The organism is Glutamicibacter halophytocola (assembly GCF_001302565.1).
Classification (GTDB): Bacteria; Actinomycetota; Actinomycetes; order Actinomycetales; family Micrococcaceae; genus Glutamicibacter; species Glutamicibacter halophytocola.
In genome coordinates, this window is record NZ_CP012750.1 from 3,541,921 (window position 1) to 3,564,452 (window position 22,532).

20 protein-coding genes are annotated in these 22,532 nt (G+C 62.3%); 10 read left to right on the forward strand and 10 right to left on the reverse strand.

Annotated elements, in window-relative coordinates; genetic code table 11:
* Positions 1 to 149: 149 nt before the first annotated feature.
* Complete coding sequence (locus AOZ07_RS16350; protein ID WP_194943707.1) at positions 150 to 1,310, reverse strand: low temperature requirement protein A; 1,161 nt, start codon at positions 1,308 to 1,310, stop codon at positions 150 to 152.
* 217 nt (positions 1,311 to 1,527) lie between these two features.
* Between AOZ07_RS16350 and AOZ07_RS16355 the strand changes: the two genes are divergently transcribed.
* The 4 genes from AOZ07_RS16355 to AOZ07_RS16370 all read left to right on the forward strand — a co-directional run bounded on the left by AOZ07_RS16355 (position 1,528) and on the right by AOZ07_RS16370 (position 5,790).
* The gene (locus AOZ07_RS16355; protein ID WP_060702955.1) at positions 1,528 to 2,430 is read left to right on the forward strand and encodes a helix-turn-helix transcriptional regulator; all 903 of its coding nucleotides are present in this window, start codon (positions 1,528 to 1,530) and stop codon (positions 2,428 to 2,430) included.
* Positions 2,431 to 2,589: 159 nt separating this feature from the next.
* A complete protein-coding gene (locus AOZ07_RS16360; protein WP_207758460.1) occupies positions 2,590 to 3,528 on the forward strand; it encodes an alpha/beta hydrolase in 939 nt (312 codons plus the stop codon).
* 54 nt (positions 3,529 to 3,582) lie between these two features.
* Positions 3,583 to 4,212, forward strand: a complete 630-nt coding sequence (locus AOZ07_RS16365; protein ID WP_060702956.1) for an NAD(P)H-binding protein — start codon at positions 3,583 to 3,585, stop codon at positions 4,210 to 4,212.
* 354 nt (positions 4,213 to 4,566) lie between these two features.
* The gene (locus AOZ07_RS16370) at positions 4,567 to 5,790 is read left to right on the forward strand and encodes an MFS transporter (protein WP_236995342.1); all 1,224 of its coding nucleotides are present in this window, start codon (positions 4,567 to 4,569) and stop codon (positions 5,788 to 5,790) included.
* Positions 5,791 to 5,811: 21 nt separating this feature from the next.
* On the opposite strand, the gene AOZ07_RS16375 is transcribed toward AOZ07_RS16370, so the two are convergent.
* From AOZ07_RS16375 to AOZ07_RS16395, 4 genes are all read right to left on the reverse strand, one after another.
* A complete protein-coding gene (locus AOZ07_RS16375; RefSeq protein ID WP_194943708.1) occupies positions 5,812 to 6,180 on the reverse strand; it encodes an Ldh family oxidoreductase in 369 nt (122 codons plus the stop codon).
* On the reverse strand, positions 6,149 to 7,915 hold the full coding sequence (locus AOZ07_RS16380) for a glycerophosphodiester phosphodiesterase (RefSeq protein ID WP_060702958.1): 1,767 nt from the start codon (positions 7,913 to 7,915) through the stop codon (positions 6,149 to 6,151). The genes AOZ07_RS16375 and AOZ07_RS16380 overlap by 32 nt, the downstream gene beginning before the upstream one ends.
* 302 nt (positions 7,916 to 8,217) lie before the next feature.
* Positions 8,218 to 8,691: a hypothetical protein gene (locus AOZ07_RS16385; protein ID WP_060702959.1), complete on the reverse strand. Its 474-nt coding sequence runs from the start codon at positions 8,689 to 8,691 to the stop codon at positions 8,218 to 8,220.
* Between the two features lie 267 nt (positions 8,692 to 8,958).
* On the reverse strand, positions 8,959 to 9,660 hold the full coding sequence (locus tag AOZ07_RS16395) for a FadR/GntR family transcriptional regulator (RefSeq protein ID WP_060702961.1): 702 nt from the start codon (positions 9,658 to 9,660) through the stop codon (positions 8,959 to 8,961).
* Positions 9,661 to 9,828: 168 nt separating this feature from the next.
* On the opposite strand from AOZ07_RS16395, the gene AOZ07_RS16400 reads away from it, so the two are divergent.
* Genes AOZ07_RS16400 through AOZ07_RS16415 form a run of 4 tightly spaced genes read left to right on the forward strand, consistent with a single transcriptional unit; the run spans position 9,829 to position 14,489 of the window.
* Positions 9,829 to 11,277 carry a four-carbon acid sugar kinase family protein gene (locus tag AOZ07_RS16400; protein ID WP_060703530.1) on the forward strand — a complete coding sequence of 483 codons (1,449 nt, stop codon included), beginning with the start codon at positions 9,829 to 9,831 and terminating at the stop codon, positions 11,275 to 11,277.
* A 29-nt stretch (positions 11,278 to 11,306) separates the two neighbouring features.
* Complete coding sequence (locus AOZ07_RS16405; protein ID WP_060702962.1) at positions 11,307 to 12,200, forward strand: NAD(P)-dependent oxidoreductase; 894 nt, start codon at positions 11,307 to 11,309, stop codon at positions 12,198 to 12,200.
* Between the two features lie 57 nt (positions 12,201 to 12,257).
* The gene (locus AOZ07_RS16410) at positions 12,258 to 13,646 is read left to right on the forward strand and encodes a GntP family transporter (RefSeq protein ID WP_060702963.1); all 1,389 of its coding nucleotides are present in this window, start codon (positions 12,258 to 12,260) and stop codon (positions 13,644 to 13,646) included.
* 3 nt (positions 13,647 to 13,649) lie between these two features.
* Positions 13,650 to 14,489: a class II fructose-bisphosphate aldolase gene (locus AOZ07_RS16415; protein WP_060702964.1), complete on the forward strand. Its 840-nt coding sequence runs from the start codon at positions 13,650 to 13,652 to the stop codon at positions 14,487 to 14,489.
* A 118-nt stretch (positions 14,490 to 14,607) separates the two neighbouring features.
* Here the strand turns inward: AOZ07_RS16415 and AOZ07_RS16420 are convergent, their stop codons facing one another.
* Together AOZ07_RS16420 and AOZ07_RS16425 are read right to left on the reverse strand one after the other, a co-directional pair.
* Positions 14,608 to 15,537, reverse strand: coding sequence for a 2-dehydropantoate 2-reductase (locus tag AOZ07_RS16420; protein ID WP_060702965.1), 930 nt, complete (start codon positions 15,535 to 15,537; stop codon positions 14,608 to 14,610).
* A gap of 64 nt (positions 15,538 to 15,601) precedes the next feature.
* Positions 15,602 to 16,240: a LysE family translocator gene (locus AOZ07_RS16425; protein ID WP_060702966.1), complete on the reverse strand. Its 639-nt coding sequence runs from the start codon at positions 16,238 to 16,240 to the stop codon at positions 15,602 to 15,604.
* A 68-nt stretch (positions 16,241 to 16,308) separates the two neighbouring features.
* Here AOZ07_RS16425 and AOZ07_RS16430 point away from each other — a divergent pair, with 68 nt between their 5' ends.
* Positions 16,309 to 16,800 (forward strand): Lrp/AsnC family transcriptional regulator, encoded by a 492-nt coding sequence (locus tag AOZ07_RS16430; protein WP_098945521.1) that lies wholly within the window; start codon positions 16,309 to 16,311, stop codon positions 16,798 to 16,800.
* Between the two features lie 390 nt (positions 16,801 to 17,190).
* On the opposite strand, the gene purU is transcribed toward AOZ07_RS16430, so the two are convergent.
* A complete protein-coding gene (gene purU, locus AOZ07_RS16435; protein WP_060702968.1) occupies positions 17,191 to 18,063 on the reverse strand; it encodes a formyltetrahydrofolate deformylase in 873 nt (290 codons plus the stop codon).
* A 415-nt stretch (positions 18,064 to 18,478) separates the two neighbouring features.
* On the opposite strand from purU, the gene AOZ07_RS16440 reads away from it, so the two are divergent.
* Complete coding sequence (locus AOZ07_RS16440; protein ID WP_060703531.1) at positions 18,479 to 19,141, forward strand: GntR family transcriptional regulator; 663 nt, start codon at positions 18,479 to 18,481, stop codon at positions 19,139 to 19,141.
* Positions 19,142 to 19,174: 33 nt separating this feature from the next.
* Here the strand turns inward: AOZ07_RS16440 and AOZ07_RS16445 are convergent, their stop codons facing one another.
* Together AOZ07_RS16445 and fdhA are read right to left on the reverse strand one after the other, a co-directional pair.
* Positions 19,175 to 21,055 (reverse strand): BCCT family transporter, encoded by a 1,881-nt coding sequence (locus tag AOZ07_RS16445; RefSeq protein ID WP_084793321.1) that lies wholly within the window; start codon positions 21,053 to 21,055, stop codon positions 19,175 to 19,177.
* Positions 21,056 to 21,265: 210 nt separating this feature from the next.
* Positions 21,266 to 22,480, reverse strand: coding sequence for a formaldehyde dehydrogenase, glutathione-independent (gene fdhA / locus AOZ07_RS16450; RefSeq protein ID WP_060702969.1), 1,215 nt, complete (start codon positions 22,478 to 22,480; stop codon positions 21,266 to 21,268).
* Between the last annotated feature and the right edge of the window lie 52 nt (positions 22,481 to 22,532).

The window sequence follows — 22,532 nt, forward strand, 5'->3', positions numbered from 1 at the left end:
TCGATAGCAAGGACGTGAATCGCGTTGCCAAAATCGTGATTCACGCGCGAGACTTTATGGTTTCGCCTATTACCGCTCCGTCGGGCAACAAGCTCAGATAAACCACCTTTGCCCTCGTGACAAGGGCGCTTTCGTCGTGTTGCTACTGTCTAGTTCTCGGCGTCGGCTGGTTTCCGCCAGACGAGAACGATGACGGCCCCCACCAAGATGATCGAGGTAAGCGCGAAAGGCACCGGAATTAATGGATCGATGAGGACGAGGATGCCAGCCAATGGCAGAACCGTATTCACAATCCGATCGGCTTGCGGTCGAATGGCCAACACCCAGATCCCGAGCACGAAGGCAGCCAGCGGAACCGTGAAGGCCAATGAGGCCCACGGTTGGTGCAGGTCGCTATGCCCGGTCAGTACATCGATCTCCACTTCGATGCCAGCCGAAAACGCGCCGGCCGCGGCGAAGATGATGTAGTGCCCGTAGCCGTATGCCAGCGAGCGGCCGAACCCTTGAATGGCGTGGTGGTGCGGGGGCCAGAAATAGATCCACCACAGTGCTGCGGTCGCTATTAGTGTCAGGGCAGCGAGTGAGATCAACGGTGCCAAGTCATCGGATGCGTGGAGAGCCTCGATGATCGCATTCGCTGATGCCAGCAGGCTCTCCCCCAGCAAGATCAGGGCAAACAGACCATATCGTTCGGTGATGTGGTGCGGATGCCACGGCGTCGTGCCCCTCCGCTCGGCGATGACCGGCACCGCGAGCTCCGCGGCGACGAGCACCACTAGCGCGAGGAAGAACATCGATTCCGTCAATAGCAAGGAAGCCAACCAGAGGACCTGAACTAGGGTGATGCCTCCGGCATAGATCAGGGTCGCCTGACGTGCCTGCCCAGCGGAACGCGAGGCACGCAGCCACTGCGCCACCAACGCCAGTCTCATGAGTATGTAGGCAAGGATCAGCACAGAAAAGTCGTGTTCCTCGAACACTGGTCCGATACCGGAGGCAAGCACGAGTACGCCACCCATCTGCACGATGGTCAGGACTCGATAAAGCCAATCGTCGGTGTCGAACGAGGTGGCGAACCAGGTGAAGTTCATCCAGGCCCACCAGATCCCGAAGAACACGAGCGCGTAGTTCACGATTCCATCTAGGACGTGCCCCTCGGTCAATGCGTGGTGGAGGTTCACTGCCGCGACGCTCACCGCCACAACAAATACAAGATCGAAGAACAATTCCAGCGTGGACGCGGTGCGGCCCTGCTCGCCAGGATCGCGCGGAAGCATGGGCGAGAGCCGGAAGCGGGAAATGGACGTCATGATCTGCTCTTCCTTGCGGGCTTGATGTGAATCGCCACTTTACAATGCTCGCATCAGTGCATGGACAGTGCGCCTTGGCGGTGTCGGCGGTCCGAGTGAAAAGCCATCGAACACACGAGCGCTGTCGATCCTACCGGATGGCTGCCACTGATCATCACTGTTTGGGGTGGGCTGCTAGCCCCTGTCTCATGCTGGTTCATTTGCCTAATCTAGTGGAATGGATGTTTCTAAACAGGTCCGGGAATTCTTGATGACCCGGCGAGCCAAGATCTCTCCCGAGGACGCCGGATTGCCATCCGGTAGTGGGAACCGGCGCGTCAAAGGGCTTCGTCGTGAAGAGGTCGCTGTGCTGGCCGGGGTCAGCACCGAGTACTACGCACAGATTGAACGCGGAGACATCGGACGAGCTTCAGAAGAGATTCTTCACGCCCTCGCCACAGCCCTGCGCTTGGATGATATTGAACGTCAGCACTTGCTGGACCTTTCCCACGCGGCAGGGCCCCGTGTTCGCCGACCGCAACAGGCAGTACGAGTCCATGCGAATGTGCAACAGATGATGGACGCCATGCCAGGTATTCCTGCATCGATACACAATGGCCGATTGGATCTTGTTGCGGCCAATCCGCTAGGCCGTGCACTGTATGCCAATATCTACGACCGCTATAACGGGCCGGATGTTCCCAACTTGGCTAGCTATGTGTTCCTCGACGAGCACAGCCAGACAATGTTTCCAGACTGGAACGCAGTGGCCGAGGACGCTGTTGCCACCTTGCAGGCCCATTCAGCGCGGCAATCAAGGAACAAATCCTTTGCGCAACTCATCGGGCAGCTGTCGGTTCAAAGCTCCGTGTTTCGCAATTTGTGGGCAACGCATAACGTATCGTCCCACTTGCGCGGCAAGAAACGCATCCATCACCCGGCAGTCGGTGAACTGGACTTGAAATATGAAGCTCTCGCCCTTCCCGGTGCTGCAGGCCTGCAAATGATCACGTTCCTTCCCGAACCAGGATCATCAACCGATGATGCTCTGCGATTGCTAGGCAGCCTCATAGCTCCTGACACCGGAACCGATGAGATCGCGACAAACAATGATCCTTCCAATCACGAGGCTTCAGGCTAGCGGACCGCTCACGAAGGGTGGGCTGACAGCACATTCCTCAATGGTTTGGCGACGCATAACGTTGATCTTGTTGGCGTTCATTCAGTCAGCCGACACGGTCGAATCATGCGGACATCAGCAGGTGCGGCCCCTTCAGAATCCTCTACCAAGGAAGAAACCATGTCGAACATCGAACACGTCAAGATCCGCCACCGTGGCATGTACTGGGACATTGCAGCGGACATCTACTTCCCGCCAAACTTCGACGATTCAAAGAAGTATCCAACCATCGTGGTGGCCCATCCCATCGGCTCGTGCAAGGAGCAGACCTCCGGGGAAATCTACTCGGCACAGCTGGCCGAGCAGGGATTCGTCACGCTCGCCTTCGATGCCTCCTTCCAGGGCGAATCCGGAGGCGAACCACGCTCCACTGAGGACCCGACTTTGCGCGTCGAAGACTTCCGCCACGTCGCCGACTACCTTGTCACCCTGCCCTACGTGGATGCAGAACGCATCGGTTTGATCGGCATGTGCGGTGGCGGCGGCTACGCTATCAACGCTGTCATGACCGAACGTCGCTATAAAGCCGTCGCCACCATTACTGGCGCAAACTATGGCCGCGTCCTGCGCGAAGCCGAAGGCTCGGTCCATGCGGTCATCGCGAAGCTGGAACAAATCGGTGCCCAGCGCACAGCGGAAGCACGTGGCGAAGACTACCTCGTCGATCCAGGTCTGCCTTCCTCGTTGGAAGAGGCCGCAGAATGGGGCATCACCGACGTGGATATCCTCGGCGCCACCGAGTACTACAAGACTGACCGCGGCGCCAAGCCTAACGGCGTGAACCTCACGCTGCGCTCCCGGCAGAGCGTCGCCTACGGATGGGATGCCTTCCACCTGGCTGAGGAGCTGCTCACCCAGCCGCTGATGGTCATCGTAGGTGACATCCCTGGCGGATTCGGGGCCTACCGCGATGGCCACGAAATCATCCGCCGCGCACGCTCGGAAAAGAAGGAACTGGTCGTCATCAAGGATTGGTCGCACTATGACCTCTACGACAAGGACGAGCCAGTTGCCCAGGCGATGGCCAAGCTCACCCCGTTCTTCACCAATAACCTCTGACCCCGACGGCTGCAGGCCATCAAGCTCAGTCAATACTTCGAAAAGGAAAATTCCATGACCAGAGTCCTTATTCTCGGAGCCTCCGGACAGATCGCATCCTGGGCCATCGACATGCTCGCCCAGCAGGGTGCTGAACTGACCCTGTTCGCCCGCAATAAGAACCGCATTGCCAACATTCCAGCGGGCTCTATCGTGATCGAAGGCAGTGCAGATGACAGCACCGCACTTCGTCGGGCGGTACAGGGCCAAGACGTGGTCTACGCTAACCTTGCCGGTAACATCGACGATCAGGCCAAGGCCGTGGTTGAGGCGATGGAAGCCGAAGGCGTCAAGCGCCTGATTTTCGTCACCGCCTTGGGGATCTACCAGGAAGTCCCTGGCGAGTTCGGCCGCTGGAACCGCAGCACCATCGGGGCGGCGACCCTGGACACCTATGCCACCGCTTCGGACATCGTCGAAGCTTCAACACTGGACTATACCGTTCTGCGTCCGGCCTGGCTTTCGGATGCCGATGAGGTGTCCTACGAGACCACCGCACGAGACGAGCCGTTCAAGGGGACCACGGTGTCCCGAAAGTCTGTCGCCGCTCTCGTTGCCGATCTGGTGGCTAACCCCCAGAATCATGTGCGCGAGAACTTGGGAGTGAACAAGCCCGGCACCGATGGCGAACAACTGGTCTGGTAGATCGCATCACCAGTTTCTAGGCTCCTGGCCTGGCAAAATGTGATTGGCAAAGCAAAAAGTCCGCGCCAGTCCAATGGCCGCTGGAAAGTTCCCAAGTTTTAGTTGGCCAGGGGGCTGGCTCGCGCACCAACCACAGGAACAATGTTCACCTGCTGATGCTGATCCTTGGCTGGTAGCAGTACGCCTGGCACCTGCCCCAGAGTTCACTGCAGCGCAGCCAGGGAACCGCGCCCATTCCCATTCATTGACATATGCGTAGGATCTTCCTTTCCCACGTGCCACAATCCGAAGAGGATAGTAGCGCCGGGCACCAGTTGGCGCGTCCCGGGCAAGGAGGAAACGGCGGCGGTGCAAATGAAAATGGGGCAGGCCCAGCAGCGGACCAACACAGCCTGGATCATCATCGTGGCCTGCGGTGTCGTGGCTGGGCTGCATATCTGGAAGCTCGCCCCTGCATTGACCGTGATCCAGGACGAGCTGGGCTTCTCGCTGATCTTCTCCGGCGTATTGCTCGGAGTGGTGCAAGTTGCCGGCATGGTCGGCGGCCTGGCGGTCTCGCTGCTCGCCGAAGTGATCTCGCAACGCCGTACGCTGATTCTCGGCCTGCTCCTGCTGGTTGCCGGCAGCGCGCTGGGGGCCTTCGCTCCCAGCGCCGAATTGCTGCTGGCCACCCGCGCCCTGGAAGGCGCCGGCGTCATCATGGCCACCGTCATGGGGCCGGGACTGGTCCGGCTTCATGCCCCCGCCAAGAACTTGAACATGGCCGTGGGCTGGTGGGCCGCCTACATGGGCATGGCCACTTTCCTCGGTGTCTTCTGCACCGCGCTGGCCCTGCAGCACATGCCGTGGCACCTGTGGTGGGCCATCCTCGCGGCCATCACGTTGCTGCCCATTCCGCTGATCCTGAAGTTCGTCGCCGCGGACCGCCCCTCGAGGCCGGCAGCCCTGCGCGAGGCCGCCCGGCGCATCGCCATCACCGCCCGTTCCGGACGCGTGTGGATCTCAGGATTGATTTTTGGCTGCTATACGGTGCAATGGATGGCCGTCGTGGGGTTCCTGCCCACAATCTATGAGGATTTTGGCCTATCACCGGTGGCCGGTGGTTTGGCTTCTGCCGTGGTGGGTGGACTGAACGCGGTCGGCGCCATCATCTGCGGCGGCCTGCTGCACCGCGGGATCAACGGGCGAACCCTGCTCCTGGCCGGGTTCGCCTTGATGTCCCTGACGTCGATTCTGACCTTCGTTTTCGAATACCCGGCACAGCTGGTGTGGATCCAGATGCTCTGCGTGGGCTTGTTCTCGCTTGCCGGCGCGAGCATTCCCACCACCATGACCCGAGTCATCGTGGATCTGGCTCCTGCCGGAGGTTCGGCCCCGGCAGCCATGGGGCTGAGCCAGCAGATCTTCAACATCGGCAATTTCACCGGCCCGATGCTGCTGGCCTTCTTGGCCACGGTCAGCGGCGGGTGGAAGACCACCTGGATCCTGACCGTGGGCTTCGCACTGCTCGGAGCGCTGTTGGCCATGGTGCTGTCGCGCAAGAATTCGCCGTTCCAGACCACCACACCCGCCCGCTAGCAGCCTTGGGGCCGGCCGCCGCTATCTGCTGGCCGGCGGCTCGATGCCCAGCTGCTGGGCAATGCGATGCAAGTGCCCGGTGGTGACGGCATTGAGCCGGATTTCCGTGTCTTCGGCCATCGCTTCGGGCGACGGAGCGCTCTCCCCCGGCGCACGGATCGCACGTGCCCCGGGCTCCAGCTCGGAGCTCTTGACATGGGCAATGAATTCTTCGACCTGTGCCGTGTAGTCATCCAGGTCGCGCAGCTGGGCGACATCCAAGGCGATGATCAGCGTCCCTTGGGCTTCTTCGCTCTGCCGGCCTGATACCGTATCTGAACCGGTGAGCGCTGCCCGCAGGACATTGATCGTCAAGGGCTTAGCGGAAGAGATCCAGGTATGCCAGCGCATAGCCCACACGGTAATCCGAGGCGGGGTTCGTGGCCACCATCTGCCGGTCATTGATCGCCATTTCGACGCTGTCGGTGACAATTCCGTCCACCGGCAGGCTCAATAATTCGCGAATCGTGGACTCGTCATTAACCGTCCAGACGTACACGTCTTGGCCCTGCTCATGGGCTTGGTCCAAGAGCTCGGGACGGAACGAGGCTTGCTCCAGCGTGTAGAAATCGCAGTTCACCCGTGGCAGCTTGCCCACGCTCATGGCCACGGTCAGCCCGACGCGCAGCTCCGGACGGGCGCGCTTGATCCCCTTGACCGCCGCTGGGCTCAACGAATGATAGATGTTCTTCGTCGTGGTTCCCGTTGCGTCGACGTCTTCGAGGAAACTGCGCAGATATCCCTTGGATTCGTGCCCGGTGACCTTGAGCTCCACCAGCACCGGAATCCCGAGTTCATCGGCATGCTCAAGGTATTCCTGCATGGTGGGAATATGGTCGGAGAATCCGCCTTCGCGTACCCTCACCTTCCGGACTTCTGCCAGGGTCATCTCATAGATATTCCTATTAACCCCGGAAACCATTAGCAAGTTGGTGTCATGGCTGGCGACAAAGTGGCCGTCCTTCGTCTGCTGGAAATCTGCTTCAACGTAGTCCGCATGATGTTCAGCCGCCGCATCCAGCGCGCCAAGGGTGTTTTCCACGCCACCGGCCGAATAGCCGCGGTGCGCAAGGATCAGGGTGTCTTCGGCACTGGATACAGTCTGGCCCAATGCCGGTGTCGCATAGAAGCCCCCCGCTACAGCCAGGCCAAACGCGACCGTTCCCGCCGTTGCCCGTGCAGCACGTGCCTGCACGGTTTGGCGCTGGCTGCTGTGCACTTCAAATACCGAGGCGAGCCCCAGCCGGTCGCGGGTCAGGGCGACCAGGATTTGGAGTGCGACCACGGTCGCGGCGCCGATAATCATGAATCCCAGCGTGTGGCCCAGCCCGATGCACAAGCTCGAAACCAATGCAGAGCTTTGCCCGCTGGCAAGGTTCGAAGCATGATCGGAAACCCAGACCAGGAATTCCACCAGGAAGGAGGCGACCAGCGCTGCCACCCCTAGGGGCAGTCCAACCAGAGCCAGGTACCTGAAGAAGTTCTTATGCGTTGCGCGCAGGCTTCCACCCAGGGCAGCCAGCGATTTCTTCTCGCCGATCACCATCAGGGGCAAGGTCAGAATCAGGCGGAGGTTCACCCAGAGGATTGAGCCGATCAGCAGCACATAAATTGCCGTGCTGAGCGGAACCTTCAAATATTCACGGGTGACGAAGGGAGGAATGCCCACGCCCTGAATCAGCACCGAGGACAGACCCAGGCCGCCTAGCGGCAAGGCCAGGAAGAAGTAGACCATCAGCAGTGGCGATGGATAGCGCAGCAGCCTGCCAAGACAGGTCACGGTGTCCGCGAACATTTCGGCAAGATTGGGCGGGCGGCCGGACTGCTGCCGGTTGACCATGACGATCAGTGCCACGAACTGCAAGCTGACCGCGGCCAGGGCCAGGACGGCTATGGCAAGAAGCAGCAGCACCGAGATCGGCTGGCTCAAAAGCACGGTGTAGGTGCGATCGGTGACGTTTTCCAAATGGCTGGCTTCCAAAGCCAGGCCAAAGAGGTACCTGATGGCAGGCAAGACGCCCAGGCCGTTCACCAGCTGGATCACGCTGATCACCAGGAGATAGCGGAATACCCGTGCATGGCTCAACCGCCAAATGCGATGCAGAAAGGAGGGGATTTCAGTGAACTTGGGAGCTCCTGGACCGGGTTGGGCCTGGATTCGAGCAGCATGGACTGGGCCAGTTGAACCACTATCCATTCCACTGCTCACAGTTGCATGTCCCATTTCCGTCGTGCGTATTGCCCAAGAAGGCTAACTGACATTCTATCGCGGCAGCTCTGTTCCGGCTGTGCAGGAGATCTCAGAAAGCCCGCCAAAATGCTGGAGTTCGCTGAACAACAGCTTGGAGCCGTCCCTCAGCCGAAGCGCCAAGAGGCGCAGGGATTCAGCTACTTCTCAAAGGCAGGAGTGGTGGCTTCGCACTGCACGCGCTCGCCCGGAGCACCGGTTTCTGCAGCGATTTCCTTGACTCCGTCCAGAAGAATTCGGCAGGTTGCGGTGCCGCCTTGAGCGGGTGTCGCCGCGATGGAGGCATCCTTTTGAGCTGTCACCATGCTCTCTACCGACCAGATACTGCTCGCCTTCTTCTTTGCGTCGTCCGTTGTCGCCACGGAATCTTCTGTCACTTCGGTCGAGTCTTCGCCGCGCTTTTCGGCTTCAAGGTAGGACACGTCCTGCAGGCTGTCGCCCGAGCCTCCGGCAACGGTGACTTCATAGGTCACGGACCATGCGTCAGCGGTGGCTTTGTCCCAGGATTCGACGGCGCCGCATCCGCTCAGGGCGATCCCAAGTGCCAGGACGGCCGAGCTGATCGAGATGCGGGGGGCAGTGCGGGAATGGGATGACGTGGCGAAGCGGGTCATGAAGGTCCTTTGCGAAGTTGACGGATCAGCAGTTGTCTACGTTCAACTCTAGAACCGCCGCCGCCATCCGGTGATGGCATTGAAGAATGATCTTCGGCCCGGGCTCTCACACTCAGGGTGGAGAACTCGGATGCGCCACCGAGCCCGGCGAGCTCGGGACCATCCCGAACTTGGTCTTGAGCGCGTCAACCTTGCCACTGATGATGGCGTTGCGTATCCAACGAGGAATCCTCTCGGCTCGGCAAGCAACCGGCCGGGCATGGTCAGCTAGCGGTTAAGCACAAAGGTGTTCAGGTCATCCAGGGTCTGCTGCATGTGCTGGTCCATGGCCTCGCGCGCGCTGGAGCTGTTGCGCTGCGACAGGGCCTGGAGGATTTGTTCGTGCTCGTGGATCGCGTGTTCCTGGATCTGCGGGAAGGCGCTGGTTTCGCGCCGGCGCGAGGAGAGCACTCGCCCCAAGGGCTCGAAGAGCGCGGAGACGAAGACATTGCCCGAGGCGTGCAGGATGATGTCGTGGAACCCCAGATCAGCATCCACGAATCGGTCCAGGTCTCCGGCCGCATGGGCCTCGCGCATGGTTTCGAGCAGCACGCCCATTTGCTCAAGCTGCTCATCGGTGATTCGCGCCGCAGCCAATTCGCAGGCTCCGGTCTCCAGCATGCGGCGCAGTTCAATGAGCTGGACCGCGGCGGCGGCAGCCCCCACCCCAGCGGTGGTGGCACGAACCACGGCCTCCAGTGAATTCCACATGTTGATCGGATTCACGTAGGTTCCACGCCCGCGCTCAATGCGAATGATGTTCTGGGCGGCCAAGGTCTTGATCGCTTCGCGCACCGTCATCCGGCTGACTTCCAGGGTGTCGCAGAGTTCCAATTCGCCCGGAATTGGCTGGTCAACCGATAGTTCTCCGCTGACGATGCGGTCAAGCACGCTATCGACGACCTGTACCACCAGTGATTTCCGCGCCACGATTCCTCCAGCTTTGGGATGATCCATCCTCTTCGAGACCTGTCCAGTCTATGTCCCCAAAGGGCTTGCGGCGGACAGTGATCCATGCGACACTAATTTGCACAACAGATGTCTGACATCTTACCTATGAAATTGATGGGTTGCCCAATGACGAAGGAGTCCTTGTTCATGCTTGAGTCCGATTTGCTCGCCGGATACCTTCCGGAGCGCGACATCGCCCCCGCGCAGATCGCCGCGGCGGCACGTGCCACCGGGCGGGTGCTGGTGGTCCTCGATGACGACCCCACCGGAACGCAATCGGTCAGCAACCTGCCGGTGCTCACCGCCTGGGAAGTCGATGATTTCCGCTGGGCCTTCGGCCTGGAACTCGACGGCGAGCGCCCGCTGGCCGTCTACGTCCTGACCAACACCCGCTCGCTGGATGCCGCCGATGCCGCCATCCGCAATGAGCAGGTAGCCCGCGCCGCCCTGCAGGCTGCCAGCGAAGCGGGAATTCCGGTATCCTTCGTCAGCCGCAGCGACTCCACCCTCCGCGGGCATTTCCCATTGGAAACCGACACCCTGGCCGCGACCGTGGCCGCCGTGGATCCCAACGAGGCAGTGGACGCGGTCCTGATGGTTCCCGCATTCGGCGAAGCCGGCCGGATCACCGTGGCCGGCGAGCACTACATGCGCAGCGGCAAGGGCGAGCTGGCCAAGGTCAGCGACACCGAGTTCGCCAAGGACGCCACCTTCGGATTCAGCACCAGCTACCTGCCGGACTACGTCGCCGAGAAGACCGGCGGGCGCAAAGCCGCCGAGGACGTGATGGTCCTGGATCTGGACACCATCCGCGCTGGCGCTTCGTCCATCGCCGGCAAGCTGGCCCAGGCATCCAACGCACAGGTGGCCACCGCCGATATCGTCACGGAAAACGACCTGCTGGCGCTGGCCGAGGGCCTGCAGCTGGCTGAAGCGGCCGGGACGCGGGTGCTGTGCCGGGTGGGCCCGCCCTTCATGCGTGCGCGCATCGGCCAAGAGAAGCGCGAGCCGCTGACCGCCGAGGAAATCTTTGCGGACAACGGCGCCGGGCAGCGCACCGCGGGCGGGCTGATCGTGGTCGGATCCCACGTTGGAGTGACCACCCGCCAGCTGGCAGACCTCACCGCGGTGCACTCGAACGCCACGGTCTTCGAGCTGGACGTGCCCACCATCCTCGCGGAGGAAAGCGAAGCCTATATCTCCTCCAAGGTGGCGCAGATCGGCCAGGCCCTGGCCACCGGCGATGTCATCGTGCACACCTCGCGCACGCTGGTGAAGACCGAGGACGCCGCCCAGTCGCTGGATATCGCCCGGAGAGTGAGCGCCGCAGTGGTCGCCGTGGTCAACCGGACCCTGCATGCCAATCCGCCGCGCTTCGTGATCGCCAAGGGCGGGATCACCTCTTCGGACGTCGCGGCCTTCGGCCTGGAAATGCGCCATGCGATCGTGCGCGGCCCCATGCTTCCTGGCATCGTCTCGCTCTGGGAATCCGTGGATGGACCGGCTGCCGGCATCCCGTACATCGTCTTCGCCGGCAATGTGGGCGATGACAGCTCGCTCACCGCTGTCACCCGCAAGCTGAGCGCCACCTTCTAATCACCACCTGAACCTTTTTGGAGTATTCAATGAACACCACCGCAGTTGCCGTCCTGGGCCTGGGCGCCATGGGCCTGCCAATGGCCACCCGCCTGGCGGCCAAGTTTTCCGTCCACGGCTTCGACATCAGCACCGAGCGCATGGAGCTGGCCAGCAAAGCCGGCATTGCCACCTTTGGCAGCGCCCGCGAGGCCGTGGCCGGCGCCGACGCGCTGATCCTGGCCGTGCGCAACGGCGAGCAGCTGAACGCCGTGCTCTTCGGCGAAAACGGCGTGGCCCAGCACCTGAAGTCCGGCGCCGTGGTCATCCTGACCTCCACCGTCGGGCTGGATGCCGTACCGGCCACCGCCGCCCGGCTGGGCGAGCTGGGCGTGGGCCTGGTGGACGCGCCGCTCTCCGGCGGCCCGGTGCGCGCTGGCGAAGGCGACCTGCTGATCGTGGTCGGTGCCGAACCTGGGCAGCTGGCCAAGGTCCGCCCGGTGCTGGACCAGCTGGCCTCCACCTTGAGCATCGTGGGCGACAAGCCCGGCGATGGACAGGCGCTGAAGACCGTGAACCAGCTGCTGTGCGGCGTGCATATCGCCGCCGCCGCCGAGGCGCTGGCCCTGGCTGACCAGCTCGGCCTGGACCAGGCCACCACCCTGGATGCCTTGCAGGCCGGCGCCGCTGGCTCCTTCATGCTCGGCAACCGCGGCCCGCGCATGCTCGAGGCCTACACCGAAGAGGGCGCCGAGGTGCTTTCCCGGCTGGATATCTTCGTGAAGGACCTGGGGATCGTGACCACCGCGGCCCGCGCGCTGCATTTGGCTACCCCGGTGGCTTCCGCCGCGGAACAGCTCTTCCTGCTGGGCGAAGCCCACGGGCTGGCCGCGGCCGACGATTCCGCGCTCATCAAGGTCGTCGCTCCGAAAACCGGCAACTAACCTCATCACCGCGCGGGCTGAACCCCCGCTGGCAACGTCAAAGGAGACGAAACTGTCATGAGCCCGATTATGCTCTTGCTGATTGCTGTGGCCGCCGTGGCCCTGCTGCTGGTCGGCGTCATCAAATTCAAGATGCCGGCATTCATAACCCTGTTGCTGGTCAGCATCCTCGTGGCGCTGGCCGCGGGCATCCCCATCCAGGATGTGGCCGGCCTGGTCACCACCGGCATGGGCGGCACGCTGGGCAGCGTGGCCGTGCTGGTGGGCCTGGGCGCCATGCTCGGCAAGGTCATCGAGATCTCCGGCGGTGCCCAGGTGCTGTCCACCCGTTTCACCGCGCTCTTCGGCCCGCGCCGGGTGATCGCGGCACTGACCACCGCAGCATTCCTGCTGGCCATCCCGGTCTTCTTCGACGTCGGATTCATCGTGCTGGTGCCGATCATCTACGGCTTCGCCAAGGCGCTGAACGTTTCCCCAGTGAAGATCGGCCTGCCCGTGGGCGCGATCATGCTGGCCATCCATGTGGTGGTTCCGCCGCATCCGGGCGTGGTTGGCGGTGCCCAGATCCTCGGTGCGGATATCGGTTGGGCCACCATCTTGGGCCTTGCCTTCTGCGCTCCGCTGGGCGTGCTCGGCTTCTTCGTGGCCAAGCGCATCAACCGCCGCGAGATCCCGATGCTGCCCGAAACCAAGGAGCAGTACGATTCCTTTGGCGCCAGCGCGGACACTGGCAAGGGAAGCACCCTGGCCAAGACGAAGGCCCCGACCTCGGGCATGGTCATCTCGATGATCCTGCTGCCCATTGTGATGATCATGTTCGGCACCGTAGGCACCACCTTGGTTGCCGCGGAATCCACCGCCGCCAATATCCTGGGCTTTGTCGGTTCGCCATCCATCGCCCTGCTGACCACCGTGCTGGTGTCCTACTACCTGCTGGGCGTGCGCAGCGGCTGGAGCAGCGAAAAGACCGGCAAGGTCATGGACTCGGCCCTGGCCCCGGCGGCCATCGTGATCCTGGTGACCGGTGCTGGCGGCGTATTCGGCAAGGTGCTCACCGAATCGGGCATCGGCACCGTGCTGGCGCAATCCCTGGCATCAGCGGGCCTGCCGCTCATTGTCATGGCCTTCATCCTGGCTGCCATCCTGCGTGCCTCGCAGGGTTCAGCCACGGTCGCAATCATCACCACCACGGGCCTGCTGGCTTCCGCGGTGGAAGCAGGCGGCTACTCCCCCGTGCAGACCGCACTGATCCTGGCATCGGTAGGCTTTGGCGCCTTCGGCTTGAGCCACGTGAACGACTCGGGATTCTGGATCGTCACCCGCTTCCTGGGCCTGTCCGTGGCTGATGGGTTGCGCACCTGGACGGTGCTGACCACCATCCTGGGCGTGGCCGGATTCGCGCTCACCGCCCTTGTCTACGCCATCGTTACCGCGGCAGGAGCCTGATCCATGCTCAAGCCAATGAACCAGATGGTCGCCGAGGCCCTCGCCGCAGGCCATGCTGTTCCCGCGTTCACCTGCTACGAGTTCACCACAGCCCTGGCCGTGGTGGCCGAGGCCGAAGCGCAGCAGCGCGCAGTCATCCTGAACGTCGCTCCGAAGACCGCAGGCTCAGCCTCGGGCCTGAGGCTGATCTCGGCCCTGCGCGCCCTGGGCGAGCAGGCCAGCACCCCGGTGGCGGTCCAGCTGGACCACGCCAGCGACGCGCAGCTGATCGTCCGCGCGGTGCGGGCTGGTGCCACCGCGGTGCTGGCCGATGGCTCGGCTGGCACGCTGGAGGAAAATATCGCTTTCGTGCAGCAGGTGCGTTCATTGGCCGGGCCGGACATCGTCGTGGAAGCGGAGCTGGGCGCGCTTGCCGGCAACGAGGACCAGGCCTTCGAGCAGACGCCCTCGCAGCTGACCGACCCCGCACAGGTGGCCGGATTCCTGGCAGCCACCGGCGCGGACCTGCTGGCGGTGGCCATTGGCAATGTCCACGGGCGCTACAAGGGAGAGCCGAAAATCCATTGGGAGGTGCTGGAGGCCATCCATGCAGCATCCACGGTGCCGCTGGTGCTGCATGGCGCTTCGGGCATCGCCGCGGCTGACCTCTCGCGCTCCATCTCCTTCGGGGTGGGCAAGGTCAACCTGAATACCGAGCTGCGCACTGCGGTGCTTTCCACCCTGTCCGGGCAGCTGGAGCCGCGCCGGGAAGACGGGCAGAATATGCTCGGCCTGCTGGGAGATTGGGAACGCGCAGCCACCGAGGTGGCCGCGGCAACCTTCACTGCCCTCGTAGCCAAGTAGCACCAAGGCCGCGATGGAAGAGCCAGATTGCCCTTCCATCGCGGCCTTGGCGCTATTTGTTCCGGGAAATTCCCGCGCCAGATCCTTCGGCCCGAATTTTCTGGCCAGCCGCAGCGCATCAACGGCCGGGCGCACCGGTGCGCAGCAGCGACTGCTGGTGGGTGCGCAGCTGGAGAAGCGCGGCATGCAGCAGCGGTGCGGCGATGCCCAGCTGCTTGGCGCGAGCGGCCAAATCCCCGATGATGTGCTCGGCTTCGACCGGGACCCCGTGGCCCAGATCGCGGTAGAGCGAAGAAGTGAATTCGCTGCCCCGCTCGGTGAGCAGGCCGAGGGACTGCTCATGGCCTTCCTTGCTGACCGGGTGGCCCGCCGCAGACGCGATCCGCTCGCATTCGCCGATGGCTTCCAGGATCATGTTCTCTCCCCCAGCGGCCAGGATGTCGCCGATATTGCCGCGGAACAGGCAGGTAATCACGCCGGCTGCGGCGATGAAGGCCCACTTTTCCCAGAGCTTGTCCATTACCTGCTCCAGCACTTGGATCTCAATGCCATCCACGTCCAGTGCTGCAATCAACGGCTCTGGGACCGGCAGCCCGTGCAATCCGCCCAGGCCCAGCTGGCATAAACCGGTCAGCTGGCGGACCACTGACTGCTCGTCCAAGGTGGCGACGATCTTCACGATGCCGCCCAGCACCTGCCCGTCGAAGGCCTCCTCCAGGGCATCAATATGCGCCATACCGTTGAGCAGCGGCAGGATGCGCGTGTGCTTGTCCAGGGCGCCGGATAGTTCCGGGATCAGCCCGGCAATGGCCGGAGCCTTCACCGCCACGATCACCAGGTCGAAGGGTTTTTCATCCGCAAGAGTGGTAACAGCCCGCACTGGCCAGGTGCCTTGGGTGTCGGGAGCGCTGAAGCGCAGTCCGTCTTTGGCAAGCTGCCTCTGGCGGCGTTCCCGCACCAGGAATGTGACTTCCCTTGAGGCTGCCAGCAGACGGGCTCCCAAAGCTCCGCCGGTCGCACCGGCGCCGGCAATCAGTATGCGGGTCATCTGTTCTTCCTTTCCAGTGGGCACCGGATGGGTGCCCTGATCAATTATTTATCCCTCTAAGCCCTCAGGCCCACGCGTGGACCAGTCCCAGCGCCGCCGCAGCCAGCAGCCCGATGGCAATTGCCACCAAGGACGCTCCGCCGGCCACGGTCACGACTCGCTCTGCGGTTGGCGATTGATGCACTCCGGAGAACCGGACTACCGCGATAGCTCCTGACCACCACAATGCGGCACCGATGACCACGGTCGCGCATAGCAGCACGGTCCGGTACCAGGCACCCTCGGATTGGCCGATGAACTGGGGAAGGATCGCCGCAAAGAACAGCAGCGCCTTGGGATTGCTCGCGTTGGTGATCAGCCCGCGGGCGTATCCGCTCCGGCTTCGAGCAACCGTGGCTGGCACTGCGTTGCCTGCCCGGGACAGTCCAGCGCGCAGCATGCTGAACCCCATCCACAACAGGACCATGGATCCCAGGGCCTGCGCAACGGCCATGGCCCCTGGCGCCGAGATCAGCAGCGTGGTCACTCCCGCCACCGCCAGCAGCGCATGCATCATCAGCCCGGTGACCACGCCCGCGGCTGTGGAAACTCCTTGCCGCACCGACCGAGTGGTAGATTGCACCACCAATGCCAAGTCCGGGCCGGGCACCGCCAAGGCCACTAATAGCGCTAGGACGAAGGCCGCCCACGATTCAATTCCCATAGCATCCCTCCGGTCCACCAGCTTTATTCCAGCTTCAGACTATGGGCCGGATTCGCTAGAATCATTGAGTGAGCGACTCAGAAATGAAATTAGGCAAATCTCCCGAATTGGATTCGGTAGATTGGGCAATTTTGGAATTACTTCAGGTAGATGCGACCCTGCCGAATAAGGAGATCGCAGCCAAAGTGGGAATTGCTCCCAGCACTTGCCTGGAGCGGGTTAGGCGGATGCGCCGCAACGGCACCATTGTCGCCACCCGCGCCCATGTGCTGCCCAGTTTGCTGGGCAAAGGCGAGCAGGCATTCCTTGGCATCCAGATCCGCCCGCATGCCCGCGACACCGCCAATGACTTCGTGCACAAAGCACTTGCCCTGCCTGAAACCCTCGCGCTGTACAACGTCAGCGGCAGCGAAGATTATCTGGTCCATGTCGCAGTCGCCAACAGCACTGAACTGCAGACGCTGATCATCGACAAGCTCCTTGCCCTGCCCCAAGTTGCCCACTGCCGGACTCAGCTGATCTTCGGTGAACCCTGGGTGGCTCCGCTGCGCAAACGCTAGCCGAAACCGCTCCGGGCGGACGGAAGCGCGAAGCTCCCCGGCGAAAACTCCACATGAAGTGGGAGCCCTGGCTCGGTCAGGCAAATGCCGCGAACCAAGCAGTGCAGATCCTTGCCCGGTGGCTCCATCACGACGTTGAGCCGCAGGTGATGAAAGAGTTGATGACCCCAATCCGGGAAACCGGTCCCTGCCTAGCAATAGTTCCAGCCCGGCACCGACAGCGCGCGCATCGACGCATCGACGCATCGACGCGACACCGGTCGAACCAGAAGCCGGAACTTGTACTTGCCGAAGAACAAGGCCCCTCAAGGAAAACAGAATACTGATTAACGCAGAAAGCCAATCACGGCAACTTTCATCCGTGATTGGCTTTCTGCGTTTATGGCTGATCTAGCGCAGCACGACCGTGCGCGAACCGTCCAGGAAGACGCGGTCCTCGCAGTGCCAGCGTACTGCATCGGACAGTGCCTTGCACTCGGTGTCGCGGCCAGCGGCGACCAGGTGCTCAGGCTCGTAGCTGTGGTCCACTTCCTGCACCTTCTGGGTGATGATTGGACCCTCATCCAGTTCGCTGTTCACGTAGTGCGCGGTGGCACCTACGGTTTTCACGCCGCGTTCGAAGGCCTGGTGGTAAGGCTTCGCGCCCTTGAACGATGGCAGGAATGAGTGGTGAATGTTGATGGCTCGTCCGCTGAGCTTGCGGGTCAAGTCATCAGAGAGGATCTGCATGTAGCGGGCCAGCACGACCAGATCCACGTCGAAGCGGTCCACCAGCTCCATCAGCTTGTCTTCTGCTTCAGGCTTGGTGGCAGCGGTAACTGGTACGTGGAAGAAGGGGATGCCGTTCCACTCAACCTGCTGGCGGTGATCCGGGTGGTTGGAAACCACTGCGGCGATTTCCACTGGCAGTTCGCCGATCCGCGAACGGAACAGGAGGTCATGCAGGCAGTGGCCGAACTTGGAGACCATGATCAACACGCGCTTCTTCTGGCCCGCAGGGCGCAGGCCCCAGCTTGCCTCGTGCTCTTCCGCCAGGTCCTTGAGATTGGATTCGAGGTCGGCGATGTCCAGGTCGTTGCCTTCGCTGGAAGAAATCTCGAATTCAATACGCAGGAAGTAGGTGCCGGAGCGCTGGTCGTCATGCTGCTTGAGTTCGCGGATGTTGCCATGATGAGTCAGCAGCAGGCCGGTGACCGCATGCACGATCCCCGCGCGCTCGGCACAGGTGAAGGTCAGGACGTATTTGTTATTCGGTTCGGTCATCGTGCCGCTCCTTGCATTCGCCGAGATAGCGCTAGCTTCGCCATGGCTCGTGGTGGTGATTGAGAAATAATGGTGGCGTGTTGTGGTCCTGGGACTGCAAACCGTCCTTGAGCGAGGCTTTGCTCCGTTGCTGGTTGCCGCCCCGGCCACCCTTGTGATCCCTGGCTTTGATGAGCCGGAAATCCTGATCAAGAGTCTGATATATCAATAGCTGATCACAATACTATGTGTGAGCCAGCACAGCGTCAACAAGATTTCTTCGGAGATTTCCAAGTTCTTTGAACACGTAGCATTTCAGCGCAATTCTGGTCCAAAATGTGCCGAATTCGCGGGGAAAAATCAAAGAATCCCCGCGCAAGCGATACTCTGTGACTATTGCAAATGAGATTTGAACAGCGAAGAGAGCGAATTTTCAATGCCCACGGAATTCTCAAGCACCATTACGGAACAAGGCTCAATGGCGGACCGCGCCTACGCGGCACTTCGCGATCGCTTGATGCTGCTTGAAATCGCTCCGACCCACCCGATCCACGAACCGCAACTGGCCGAGGAACTGGGCATCGGACGCACCCCGATGCGCGAAGCGCTCAAGCGCCTGGAGACGGACCACCTGGTGGTTTCCTATCCACGCCGCGGAACCTTTGCCACGGCCGTGGATTTCCATGAGCTGAACTACATCTCCGAAATGCGCCAGGTGCTGGAGCCCGTAGCCGCACGCAATGCCGCCGCCAACAGGGATCCAGAAATCCGCGCCCAGCTCAACGGCTATCTGGCGCGCATCGACTCGCTGGATCCCGCGCTCGACCAGCGCTCCCTGCTGCTGCTGGATATCCAGATGCATCGGCTGATCTACAAGGCCGCCGGCAATAAGCATCTTGAGGAAACCCTCGTGCGCCTGGACAACCTGGTGACGCGCATCTGGTGCCTGGTCATCGACCAGATGCCGCCCATTGCCGAACACATCAAGGAGCACTCGGCGCTGCTGCGGGCAATTCTGGACGGTGACGCCGATTTGGCAGCAAAGCTGGTCACCGAGCATGTCGCCCACTTTGAGCAGGCGCTGCGCAGCGCCCCCTAGCCCAAAGGCCAAGGGGCGCCGCTGGTATTTCAATTACCTGCCGGCACCTTCCGGTTCCAGATCGGTATCCCGCTCCCCGCCCTGTTCATCATCCAGCTCTTCTCCTGCCGCCACTGGCGCCACATCGGGAGCCGGCAGAATTACCGGCTCGTCGCCAGAAACCTTGACTATCGGCTGTTCCGAAGTCATCAGGCTGAAGTGCTCGCCGGCATGGCGGTCAATGCCTTCATCCACGGCCTGCTCCAGGACTTCCTGGGCCACCTTTTCGCGAAGCACCAGCGGGTCGCGGCTCAAGTCCTTCCACAGCGCCACGCACAGCAGCAGCATCACGAGCACAAAGGGCAGAGCCGAAACGATGGTGATGTTCTTCAGGCCGTTCAGGGCGGCCGCCGGATGATCTCCACCGGCCAGCAGCATCACGGCAGCCACCGCACCGACCGAAACGCCCCAGAAGATCACCGACTTCTTGGTTGGCTCCTCGGCGCCGCGCTCGCTCAAGGCACCCATCACTATGGAAGCCGAGTCCGCGCCGGTGACAAAGAAGATCGCAATCAGCACGACGGTGAGAACCATCAAGCCGGTGGCAATCCATCCCGGAAGATTCAGGCTGTCCAGCAGGCTGAAGAGGATCGAGTCGAAGTTGATATCCGGTGCGCCATCCACCATCCTGGTCAGCGCCTGGGCCATGTCTCCTCCGCGCTCTGCGCGTTCCTGGATGCCGATGGCACCGCCACCGAAGATCGCAAACCACAGCAGGGTGACCGCCGATGGAACCAGCAGCACGCCGGTGACAAACTGGCGGATGGTGCGTCCGCGGGAAATGCGCGCGATGAACAGGCCCACAAATGGGGTCCATGAAACCCACCATGCCCAGTAGAAAATGGTCCACGAGGACAGCCAGCTGGCCATATCCCCGTCGCCCGAGGAAGCGGTGCGCGATGCCATCTGCGGCAGATCGGCGATGAACGAGCCTACGGCATTCGGGATGACGTTCAAGATGAACAGCGTCGGTCCGCCGATGAAGACCACCAGCGCCAGCGCAACGGCCAGGACCATGTTGATGTTCGACAGCCACTGGATGCCGCGCTCGATGCCGGAGACGGCCGAAGCGACAAACAGCGCGGTCAGGATGGCGATGATCAAGACCAGGATTCCCGAGCCCACGGAGTTCATGATGCCTGCGGACTGGATGCCGCCGCCAATCTGCAGTGCGCCCAGGCCCAGCGAACAGGCCGAGCCGAAGAGCGTGGCCAAGATGGCCAGGATGTTGATGGTTTTCCCGCCCCAGCCATTGACCGCGCGCTCGCCAAAGATGGAAGAGAACATCGAGGAGAACAATTGCGGGCGGCCCAGGCGGAAGCTGCCATAGGCCATGCCCAAGCCGACGATGGCGTACATCGCCCAGGGGAACAGGGTCCAGTGGAACAAGGTGGTGCCCATGGCGGTGCCCACGGCGGCCGACGTCTGGCCACCCACGGTTTCTGGTGGCGGAACCATGTAGAAGTACAGCGGCTCGCCGACCCCATAGAACACCAGGCCGATGCCCATGCCGGTGGCAAACATCATGGAGATCCATGAGACCGTGCTGAACTGCGGCCGTTCATCGTCCTTGCCCAGCGGGATGCGGCCGAAGTTCCTTGCGGCGACCACCAGGACAAAGATGGTGAAGACCGTTGCCGCGATGACAAAGACCCAGCCGGTTTTGGTGATGACCCAGTCAAGGGCGGTGGATGCGACGCTGCCCAGGCCGGCGGGCGAGACGAAGCCCCACACGATGAACGCGAGGGTGAGAATTCCTGCGATGCCGAATACCCAATAGTCGGTGCCGCTGCTCAGATAGCGCCGGGGCCTTCGTCTTCGCGCCGAATGCAGCTCGCTGACGAGGTCTTTGACAGGTTGCTCAGTGCTCTTCATAGCATGTCCTTCAGGGAGGGGGAAGAGGCGGGGCGCCTGTTGGGTGTGGTCCGCGGCGGCCGGCCTGTGTCCAGATCACGAGTGGCTTCATGATGCTGAGGGTGTAGAGGGGGTGCGCCGGCCCGGGCCGGGCAGGCGCTGGCAGGCAACCGGGCTGGCACGCCAGCTCTCCAGCCCGGTTGCTGCCACGAGTTCAGATGGGCGCGTGTATCAGGCGCCGATCAGACCGTGCGGGTCCAGCACGAACTTCTTTGCTACGCCGCTGTCGAACTCGGCGTAGCCCTTCGGAGCGTCCTTCAGCGAGATCGCCGTGGCGTTCACGTTCTTGGCGATCGAGACCTTGTCGTTCAAGATCGCATTCATCAGGCCGCGGTGGTACTTCATTACAGGGCATTGGCCGGTCACGAAGGTGTGGGACTTGGCCCAGCCCAGGCCGAAGCGCATGGACAGCGAACCGACCTTGGCGGCCTCGTCGACTGCGCCCGGGTCTCCGGTGACGTACAGGCCCGGGATGCCCAGGCTGCCGCCGGCGCGGGTGATCTCCATGATGGAGTTCAGCACGGTGGCAGGCTGTTCGGTGGCTGCGCCGTGGCCGTGGCCGCGGGCTTCGAAGCCCACTGCGTCAATGGCACAGTCGACCTCTGGAACGCCGAGGATCTGCTCGATCTGATCGGCAGGATCGCCCAGCGCAACGTTGACGGTTTCGCAGCCCATGGCGCGAGCCTGGGCCAAGCGGTCCTCGTTCAGGTCGCCGACGATGACCACTGCGGCGCCCAGCAGCTGCGCCGAGGTGGCGGCGGCGATGCCCACCGGACCGGCACCTGCCACGTAGACGGTGGAGCCGACGGTGACGCCGGCGCCCACTGCGCCATGGAAGCCGGTAGGGAAGATGTCCGAGAGCATGGTCAGGTCCAGGATCTTCTCCATGGCCTGGTCGCGGTCCGGGAACTTCAGCGCGTTCCAGTCCGCGTAGGGGACCAGCACGTACTCGGCCTGGCCGCCGACCCAGCCGCCCATGTCCACGTAGCCGTAGGCGGAGCCCGGGCGATCCGGGTTCACGTTCAGGCAGATGCCGGTCTGCCCGGCCTTGCAGTTCCGGCAGCGTCCGCAGGAGATGTTGAAGGGCACCGAAACCACGTCGCCGACCTTGAGGAATTCGACGTCGCGGCCGACTTCCACAACCTCGCCGGTGATCTCGTGGCCGAGTACCAGGCCTTCCGGTGCGGTGGTACGCCCGCGGACCATGTGCTGGTCAGAGCCGCAAATGTTGGTGGCGATGGTCTTGAGGATGACGCCGTGGTGGACTTGGCGCCCGATGTTGGCCGGGTGGACTCCCGGGCCATCCTTCAATTCGAATTCCGGGTACGGGGTGTCGATCAGCTCGACTTTGCCCGCTCCTGCATAACTTACTGCTAGGTTGCCCATGCCAGACCTTTCGCATGAAATATCAGTTGGATACTAATCGGATGTAGGAAAG

Coding starts and splice junctions, on each gene's coding strand:
- AOZ07_RS16355 (WP_060702955.1), top strand. CDS start 1,528: ATGGATGTTTCTAAACAGGTCCGGGAATTCTTGATGACCCGGCGAGCC.
- AOZ07_RS16405 (WP_060702962.1), top strand. CDS start 11,307: ATGAACACCACCGCAGTTGCCGTCCTGGGCCTGGGCGCCATGGGCCTG.
- AOZ07_RS16420 (WP_060702965.1), bottom strand. CDS start 15,537: ATGACCCGCATACTGATTGCCGGCGCCGGTGCGACCGGCGGAGCTTTG.
- AOZ07_RS16415 (WP_060702964.1), top strand. CDS start 13,650: ATGCTCAAGCCAATGAACCAGATGGTCGCCGAGGCCCTCGCCGCAGGC.
- fdhA (WP_060702969.1), bottom strand. CDS start 22,480: ATGGGCAACCTAGCAGTAAGTTATGCAGGAGCGGGCAAAGTCGAGCTG.
- AOZ07_RS16400 (WP_060703530.1), top strand. CDS start 9,829: ATGCTTGAGTCCGATTTGCTCGCCGGATACCTTCCGGAGCGCGACATC.
- AOZ07_RS16445 (WP_084793321.1), bottom strand. CDS start 21,055: ATGAAGAGCACTGAGCAACCTGTCAAAGACCTCGTCAGCGAGCTGCAT.
- AOZ07_RS16365 (WP_060702956.1), top strand. CDS start 3,583: ATGACCAGAGTCCTTATTCTCGGAGCCTCCGGACAGATCGCATCCTGG.
- AOZ07_RS16410 (WP_060702963.1), top strand. CDS start 12,258: ATGAGCCCGATTATGCTCTTGCTGATTGCTGTGGCCGCCGTGGCCCTG.
- AOZ07_RS16360 (WP_207758460.1), top strand. CDS start 2,590: ATGTCGAACATCGAACACGTCAAGATCCGCCACCGTGGCATGTACTGG.
- AOZ07_RS16350 (WP_194943707.1), bottom strand. CDS start 1,310: ATGACGTCCATTTCCCGCTTCCGGCTCTCGCCCATGCTTCCGCGCGAT.
- AOZ07_RS16440 (WP_060703531.1), top strand. CDS start 18,479: ATGCCCACGGAATTCTCAAGCACCATTACGGAACAAGGCTCAATGGCG.
- AOZ07_RS16375 (WP_194943708.1), bottom strand. CDS start 6,180: ATGCGCTGGCATACCTGGATCTCTTCCGCTAAGCCCTTGACGATCAAT.
- AOZ07_RS16370 (WP_236995342.1), top strand. CDS start 4,567: ATGAAAATGGGGCAGGCCCAGCAGCGGACCAACACAGCCTGGATCATC.
- AOZ07_RS16385 (WP_060702959.1), bottom strand. CDS start 8,691: ATGACCCGCTTCGCCACGTCATCCCATTCCCGCACTGCCCCCCGCATC.
- AOZ07_RS16425 (WP_060702966.1), bottom strand. CDS start 16,240: ATGGGAATTGAATCGTGGGCGGCCTTCGTCCTAGCGCTATTAGTGGCC.
- purU (WP_060702968.1), bottom strand. CDS start 18,063: ATGACCGAACCGAATAACAAATACGTCCTGACCTTCACCTGTGCCGAG.